Origin of the sequence: Bittarella massiliensis (ex Durand et al. 2017) (assembly GCF_009876955.1) — a bacterium.
Classification (GTDB): domain Bacteria; phylum Bacillota; class Clostridia; order Oscillospirales; family Ruminococcaceae; genus Bittarella; species Bittarella massiliensis.
In genome coordinates, this window is record NZ_WWVY01000026.1 from 1 (window position 1) to 6,822 (window position 6,822).

The following is a 6,822-nucleotide window of genomic DNA, read 5'->3' on the forward strand; positions in this document are numbered from 1 at the left end:
AAAACTGCTATTTTTTTCGGAAAAGCAGCGGAATTATGTACCTTGCACTAGCCGTCGCGCCAGCGACTTGGTACAATGAAACCAATTCAAAGAGAGAGGGAGATTTGCCATGCACCCCGTTTTTACCCCGGTGACCCTGCGGACCATGACGGTGAAAAACCGGATCGCCCGTTCCGCCACCCACGACTATGTCGGCAACGAGACCGGCTATGTGAGCGACTTGCAGGCCGACATCTGGGAGGAGCTGGCCCAAAACGACCTGGGCCTCTTTATCACCGGCCACCTCTATGTGGATGTTCTGGGCCAGGCGTCGGCCAGCCAGAACGCCCTGGACCACGACCGCTACATCCCGGCGCTGGCGAGCGCGGTGAAGCGGGTGCAGCGCCACGGCTGTAAAGTGGTGGCCCAGCTCAGCCATGCCGGGGCCAAGGCCACACCGGAGGTGCCGCTGGCCCCCTCCGCCATCACTCTGGAGCCGGGGGCGCCGGCCCGCGCCATGACCAGAGAGGAGATCGGTCGGGTGGTTGCGGCCTTTGCCGCTGCCGCGGGTCGAGCCCAGGCGGCCGGATGCGATGGGGTGCAGATCCACTGTGCCCACCTCTACCTGCTTAGCCAGTTCATCACCCCCTGTTGCAACCACCGCAGTGACGAGTACGGCGGCAGCCGGGAGAACCGCTTTCGTATCGTGGAGGAGGTGTTGGCCGCCGTGCGGGCCCGCTGCGGAGAGGACTACCCGGTCTTTGTCAAAATCAACAGCAACGCCCCCGAAGGGGACGAGGAGTACGCCGCCGACCTGCCCTACATGATGGAGCGGTTTGCCGCCTGGAAGGTGGAGGCGGTGGAGTTCAGCGGCTGCGATTTCTACCAGCGCAAGGGACAGCACAACTACTACCTGGAGCGGGCCGCCCAACTGCGAAAGGCCGCCGATCAGCCGGTGATGCTGGTGGGGGGCGTGCGCACCCTGGAGGACATGGCGGCGGTGCTCGACCGGGGCATTGAGATGGTCTCCCTCTGCCGCCCCTTTATCCGCCAGGCCGACCTGATCCCCCGCCTGCGGGCCGGGGAGGGGGCCGCCTGTGTCAGTTGTGGCCAGTGCAGCAGCAAGGGCAGTAAGCCGGGCCAGGCCCGCTGTATCTTCAACCGCAAGGTACCCGGGGCGATTTGAAAGATGAGGCCCTGAAAAGGCAAAAAAGCGCTCCCAGCCGGAAACGCGGCGGGGAGCGCTTTTCTTGTAACGGAGTCAAAAAGAAGGGGGTCAGGCCAGACGGAGGGAGACCCCCGCTTCCACCAGGTCGGCTTGCCACTGGGGGGAGAGCTGGGTATCGGTGACGATGGTGTCCAGTTGGGAGAGGTCGCAGAAGTGGGAGGAGCGCACCTGGCCGAACTTGCCCGAGTCCGCCACCAGGATTTTTTGGGAGGAGGACTGAAGGACCGCCTCCTTCACCGCCACCTCGTAGGGATTGGCGCAGGTGACCCCCAGGGTCTGGTGGATCCCGGCGGCCGAGAGAAAGGCCTTGTTGACCCGGATGCGGCGGATGAAGGAGACCCCTTCGGCGGATTCCAGCATCTCGGTGTTGGGGTGGTAGACCCCGCCGCACATCAACAGGCGGATGCCCGGCCGGTTGCGCAGGGCGAAGAGGACGTTGGCGTTGTAGCAGAGGACGGTCAGGTCGTAGTTGGTGGGGATGTGGGACAGGATCTTGGCGGTGGTGCTGCCGGTGTCGATGGCGATGACGTCCCGCGGCTCGATGAGGGCGGCTGCGGCCCGGCCGATCTGCTCCTTCTGGGCGTTGGCCTTTTCCAGCTCCTGTAGCAGGGAGTAGCCCCCCTCTTCCCCGTCGGAGGGGTGGCCCAGCTCCAGCTCGGCCAGGTCCCGGCGCACCGTCATCTCCGACACCGCCAGCCGGGAGGCCAGGGTGCGGATAGGAAGCATCCCCTGGGCGGATATCATCTGCAGCAGAAGACTCTGCCGCTGTTCCTTTTTTGTCATAAAAACACCCCATTTGTTTCCGATCTTCTCTCAATCTATCATGTCTGCCGCGCTATGTAAATAGAAAGTGGGTCAGCTTTTTGTGTGGCTTTCACAACTCTTTGTCAAACCGTTTCCTTTTTGTTGACGATTGTATTTTACCATGTTATGTTGTAAATAACAAATGTTATATTTTGAATATCATTTGTTTTTAACGCAGTCACGTCGTCCGGGCAGAGGCCTGCTTGTCCGGCGGCAGAACAGAGGAGGATATGAATGATGTCAACGCCACACAACACAGCTGAAAAGGGACAGATCGCCAGCACCGTTCTCATGCCGGGGGACCCCCTGCGCGCCAAGTACATTGCAGAGACCTACCTGGACAATGTGAGCGAGTTCAACCACGTGCGGGGGATGTTGGGCTTTACCGGCACCTACCAGGGCAAGCCGGTCTCGGTGATGGGCAGCGGGATGGGGATCCCCTCCATCGGCATCTACTCCTACGAGCTGTTTCACCACTACGGGGTGGACAATATCATCCGCCTGGGTTCTTCCGGCTCCTATGTGGAGGGGCTCAACCTCTTCGACGTGGTGATGGCCACCGCCGCCTGGAGCGCCTCCACCTATGCCCTGGCGCAGAGCGGGTACGACAAGGACCTCACCTACCCCAGCACCCAGCTCAACGCCCAGCTCAAAGAGAGCGCCCAGCGCCTGGGGAAGGAGCTGGTGGAGGGGGTCGTTCACTCCAGCGACGTCTTCTACTACCACGGCGTCGACAAGGCTGCCTACATCGAAAAGCTCAACCGGGAGCACGGCTGCATCTGCATCGACATGGAGAGCTTTGCCCTCTTTCACAACGCCGCCCTCAACGGCAAGAGGGCCGCGACCCTGCTGACCATCTCCGACACCCTGAAGGGGGAGAAACAGTCCATCTCCTCGGCGGACCGGGAGCTGGCCCTCACCAACATGATGGAGATCGCCCTGGGCATCCTGTAAAGGGATCGTCCCCATAAAAGGCACTGTCAAGAGCCCTTCCCCCTGAGCGGGGTAGGGCTCTTGACGCGCGTGGAGAGGGGAGCCCCTGGCTGAGGGAAGGCAACCGCTGAGGATTTTTTGCGGGGATGGCCGTCTCGTGTGAGGCGCCCGCCCCGCCCACCTGCCCTGTCGAGGCGAGAGGGGAAAATGGATACTCCTCCTGGCACAAGATCCCCCTTTGAGGGGCGTGTTGCCCTTCCTGTGTGGCGGGAGTGGGAGGGCGCTAAAGGGTGGGGAGGTTCCGGGCCGGAAGAAGGCAGCTTGTTGAAGCCTTTTGACAGGGACTGTCTGCCTCCCATCTGCCCTGCCGAGACGATGGGAAAATGGGCTCGTTCCTTCCAGTGCACTCTTCCCTTTGGGACAGGCTGCTCCCCTTGTGCGGTGGGGCGGAAGAGATTTAGAGGGGGAAGAACTCCGAGCCAGAGGGGAGGTCGCTGCTGAGGTATCTTTGTGAGACTGACTGGCATGGAGGCGGCTGGAGTGTTTTGCGGGGCTGCCACCTGGGGCAGGGGACGATTGCCCCGCCCGTCTGTTTTGTCGGTGCGAGAGAAGACAGATGCGCTTCTTTCAGTGCAAAATCCCTTTTTGAGGTGTGCTTTCCCCCTGTGCGTTGGGGGCGGAAGAGCATTGGGGAGAGAAGAGCTCTGAGCCAAGGGGAAGGCCGCTGCCGAAGCATTTCCGCGAAGGTGGCTGCCAAGCGAGGAGCAGTTGCCCATCCATCTGGCCTGTCAGGGCGAGTAACAGACACACTTTTCCCGGCGCAAAATTTCCTTTGAGGCGTACTGCCCTCCTATGCGTTGGGAGCGGAGGAGCCCTTGAGAGGGAAGGGTCTCGGGCCAGAGAGGAAGGCAGCCACCGGGGTGTTTTGCGAAGATGGCTGGCCTGGTGTGGGGCGACCGCTGCCCATCTGCTCTATCGGGGCGAGAGAGATGAGTTTATTTCCCCCGATACAGTTCCTCCTTTTTGAGAGTGCGCTGCCCTCTATCGCAGCGGAAGAGAGAAACTTCTGATAAATTGACATCTGGCCATTGAGGGACGACAGATACAGGCGGTATGGCCCTTCCCTCTCATCCCCCTATTTAACAGAAGGTCACCAACCGGATAAAATTCCCCGTAGCGGACGAGTCTGCACAGAGAGGAGGTGGAAAACGGCGTGAAAAAAGGAGAAAGGGTGATGGCCCTGGCCGCTGTGGCGGCCGGGCTCTGCTGTCTGATCGGCGGGTCGCTTCTGGCGTCGCCCGGGAGTTTTGCCAAGGGTTTTTGGGAGGGGGCCGGCGGCACCCTGGCCATCGCCGGGGCGGCAGCGCTGGTCTGGCAGTTTTTCAGGGCGCGGGCGAAATAGCGCCAAAAGGGTCAGCGCCCCGGCGGATCGTTTTCCGCCGGGGCGCTGCCTTTTCTCGATAGACGCTATTCCAAAAAGAGGGTGAGAAAGTCGACGAGGGCTTTCCAGGTGTGGGGGTACTCGTCTAGAATCATCCGGCGCAGCAAATCAGGGGTACAGGTCGCGCGGGAGTACGCCAAGCTTCCCCGCGCCCGTTCACCGAGGGCGATGTGGCCGGAGGCAAACCCGCCGATGGCCACCCGGTCAGCCAGGGCCGCGCCCCCCACCGCGTAGACGCCGATGGAGAGTCCACCCAGGGAAACCACCCCCACCGCCAGCCCGCCGATGGCCAGCAGCCCTATCGCGACGCCGCCCAGGGCCACCCCACCCAGAGTCAGCCCACCGAGGGCCAACAGTCCCAGGGAGAGCCCGCCGAGGGAGAAGAGCCCTGCCGAAAGTGCCCCCAGGGAGAAGAGGCCGGTGGCCAGATTGCCGATGGCCAGTATCCCCTTGGCCCGACAGAGCCCCCACCCCAGGTGGATGTGCACCAGAGGCAACCCGAAGAGGGTCCGCTTGCTCTTGTACTCCCACTGGAAGCGGCGGGGGAAGGGGTCCACATCGTCGGCCGGAGGGGCCGACGGTTGGGGCTGTTTTTCCCCCTTGACCAGTTCGTCCAGGCTGACGCCAAAGTAGTCGCTCAGGGCGACCAGATTGCCCACGTCGGGAGTGGAAGCGCCGGTTTCCCTTAGTTAAAGATATTGTTGGGTATCTCAAGATGTGTCATTCGATTTTGCCGATAAAGCGGTAGAAGATTTCTACCTCCCGTTCCCGGCTTCCGTCCTCACTTTTGACCGCTTCATGGACAAGGATTTTTTCAATCAGCGTATTCAGAAGTTCAGCCGTCAATTCTGTGGGATTGACATACTGTTTCATCAGACCTATCCACTTTTCAGCGTCAACCGCTGTCTGGGCGGCGGCCTCCATCGCTTCGTGAAGCCGTTCAATTTTTGCGTCCAATTCTCGCTGTTCGCCCTGATACTTTTCGGACAGCATATTGAAATTGTATTCTGTAATGCGTCCGGCAGACCAGTCCTCATACATTTTTGCAAACAGGGTGTCTACTTCTGCTTTGCGCTTTTCCGCCTTTTTCAGTTCGGCTGTCTGCCGCTTCCTTGCAGTATTGCGTTCCTTGTCGCTGGCGTTAAGTAGCCGTTTCAGAAGTTTGTCCCCATCCTGCTGTGCCAGCACAGACCAGTATTGCAGACGGGAAAGGACATAGGCGTAAAGCACATCATAGCGGATATAGTGCATGGAACACTGGTGCAATCCTTGCCCGTACTTGCTACAATGGTAGTGGGCATAGGGATTTTTGTTCTGGCTGTTCATACCATAGGCCAGCGACCAGCCGCAGTCCGCACATTTTACCAGCCCGGAAAATATCTGTGTTGTGCCGTTCTTCTGCCGTCTGCGCCTGTTGCAAATCTGCTCCTGTACTTGACGGAACACATCTTCGGAAATAATCGCTTCGTGGGTGTTCTCCACACGATACCATTCCTCTTTTGGCTTGCGTACTTTCTTCTTGTTTTTGAATGAAATATTGGTCTGCTTATTGTGGACGCTGTGTCCGATATAGGTTTCCTCTTTCAGAATACTTTTCACCTGCGCTATCGTCCACGCATAGGCTTTTTCCTCCGGCGCTCCGGCATAGATATTTGCGAAAGTGCCGTATCTCTGGAAATTCAGCCAGCCGGGAGTAGGTACTTTTTCTTCGACCAAAATCCGTGTAATGCTGGCGGCTCCCCGGCCATGAACGGCAAGGTCAAAAATCTTTTCGATAATCCACCTTGTTTCCGGGTCAATCAGAAGATGGCCTTTCTTATCTGGGTCTTTGACATAGCCAAGCGGAGCATAGGCTCCATAGTGTGCGCCATTTGCGAACCGTGTCCGCATGGCCGCCTTTACCTTTTTGCTGGTCTGGCGGGCGTGCATTTCATTCAGAATGTTGAGGAATGGGGCAAGCTCATTCTCTCCGTTGATGGTGTCCACATTGTCATTGACAGCGATATAGCGGACGCCTTTGCTGGGAAAGTAGATTTCCGTGTACTGGCCGGTCAGAATGTAGTTTCTGCCTAAGCGGGATAAATCCTTCGTAACAACGCAGTTGATTTTCCTGTCCTCAATGTCATCAATCATTCTCTGAAAATCCGGCCTGTCAAAGTTCGTTCCAGACCATCCATCGTCGATATATTCATCTATGACATTCAGGCCATGCTCGGCGGCATATTGCCGGAGCATCATGCGTTGTGTCTGAATACTCCCGCTTTCTCCTTGCAGTTCATCGTCCCGGCTCAATCTCATATAAAGCGCCGTGTTGTAAATCGTAGTATTGTAAGGTTGTTTCACCGTAAAAATCCTCCTTCTAAAGAAACAACCCACGCTTACAATACTTTTGCTCTATGGCAATTATATCATAAGCGTGGGCGTGTTATCAATGATG

6 protein-coding genes are annotated in these 6,822 nt (G+C 58.5%); 3 read left to right on the forward strand and 3 right to left on the reverse strand.

The window, feature by feature from the left end; translation table 11 throughout:
* Positions 1–109 precede the first annotated feature (109 nt).
* Positions 110–1,165, forward strand: coding sequence for an NADH:flavin oxidoreductase (locus GT748_RS14535; protein ID WP_021659707.1), 1,056 nt, complete (start codon positions 110–112; stop codon positions 1,163–1,165).
* 90 nt (positions 1,166–1,255) lie between these two features.
* Here GT748_RS14535 and GT748_RS14540 read toward each other — a convergent pair whose 3' ends face one another.
* On the reverse strand, positions 1,256–1,990 hold the full coding sequence (locus GT748_RS14540) for a DeoR/GlpR family DNA-binding transcription regulator (RefSeq protein ID WP_021659708.1): 735 nt from the start codon (positions 1,988–1,990) through the stop codon (positions 1,256–1,258).
* Between the two features lie 258 nt (positions 1,991–2,248).
* Here GT748_RS14540 and deoD point away from each other — a divergent pair, with 258 nt between their 5' ends.
* Positions 2,249–2,965, forward strand: a complete 717-nt coding sequence (gene deoD, locus GT748_RS14545; RefSeq protein ID WP_044992692.1) for a purine-nucleoside phosphorylase — start codon at positions 2,249–2,251, stop codon at positions 2,963–2,965.
* Positions 2,966–4,157: 1,192 nt separating this feature from the next.
* The gene (locus GT748_RS14550) at positions 4,158–4,346 is read left to right on the forward strand and encodes a DUF4179 domain-containing protein (RefSeq protein ID WP_143161643.1); all 189 of its coding nucleotides are present in this window, start codon (positions 4,158–4,160) and stop codon (positions 4,344–4,346) included.
* A 65-nt stretch (positions 4,347–4,411) separates the two neighbouring features.
* On the opposite strand, the gene GT748_RS14555 is transcribed toward GT748_RS14550, so the two are convergent.
* Both GT748_RS14555 and GT748_RS14560 read right to left on the reverse strand, forming a co-directional pair.
* Positions 4,412–5,044, reverse strand: coding sequence for a hypothetical protein (locus GT748_RS14555; protein WP_083546627.1), 633 nt, complete (start codon positions 5,042–5,044; stop codon positions 4,412–4,414).
* A gap of 61 nt (positions 5,045–5,105) precedes the next feature.
* Positions 5,106–6,728: a recombinase family protein gene (locus GT748_RS14560; RefSeq protein ID WP_087231426.1), complete on the reverse strand. Its 1,623-nt coding sequence runs from the start codon at positions 6,726–6,728 to the stop codon at positions 5,106–5,108.
* Between the last annotated feature and the right edge of the window lie 94 nt (positions 6,729–6,822).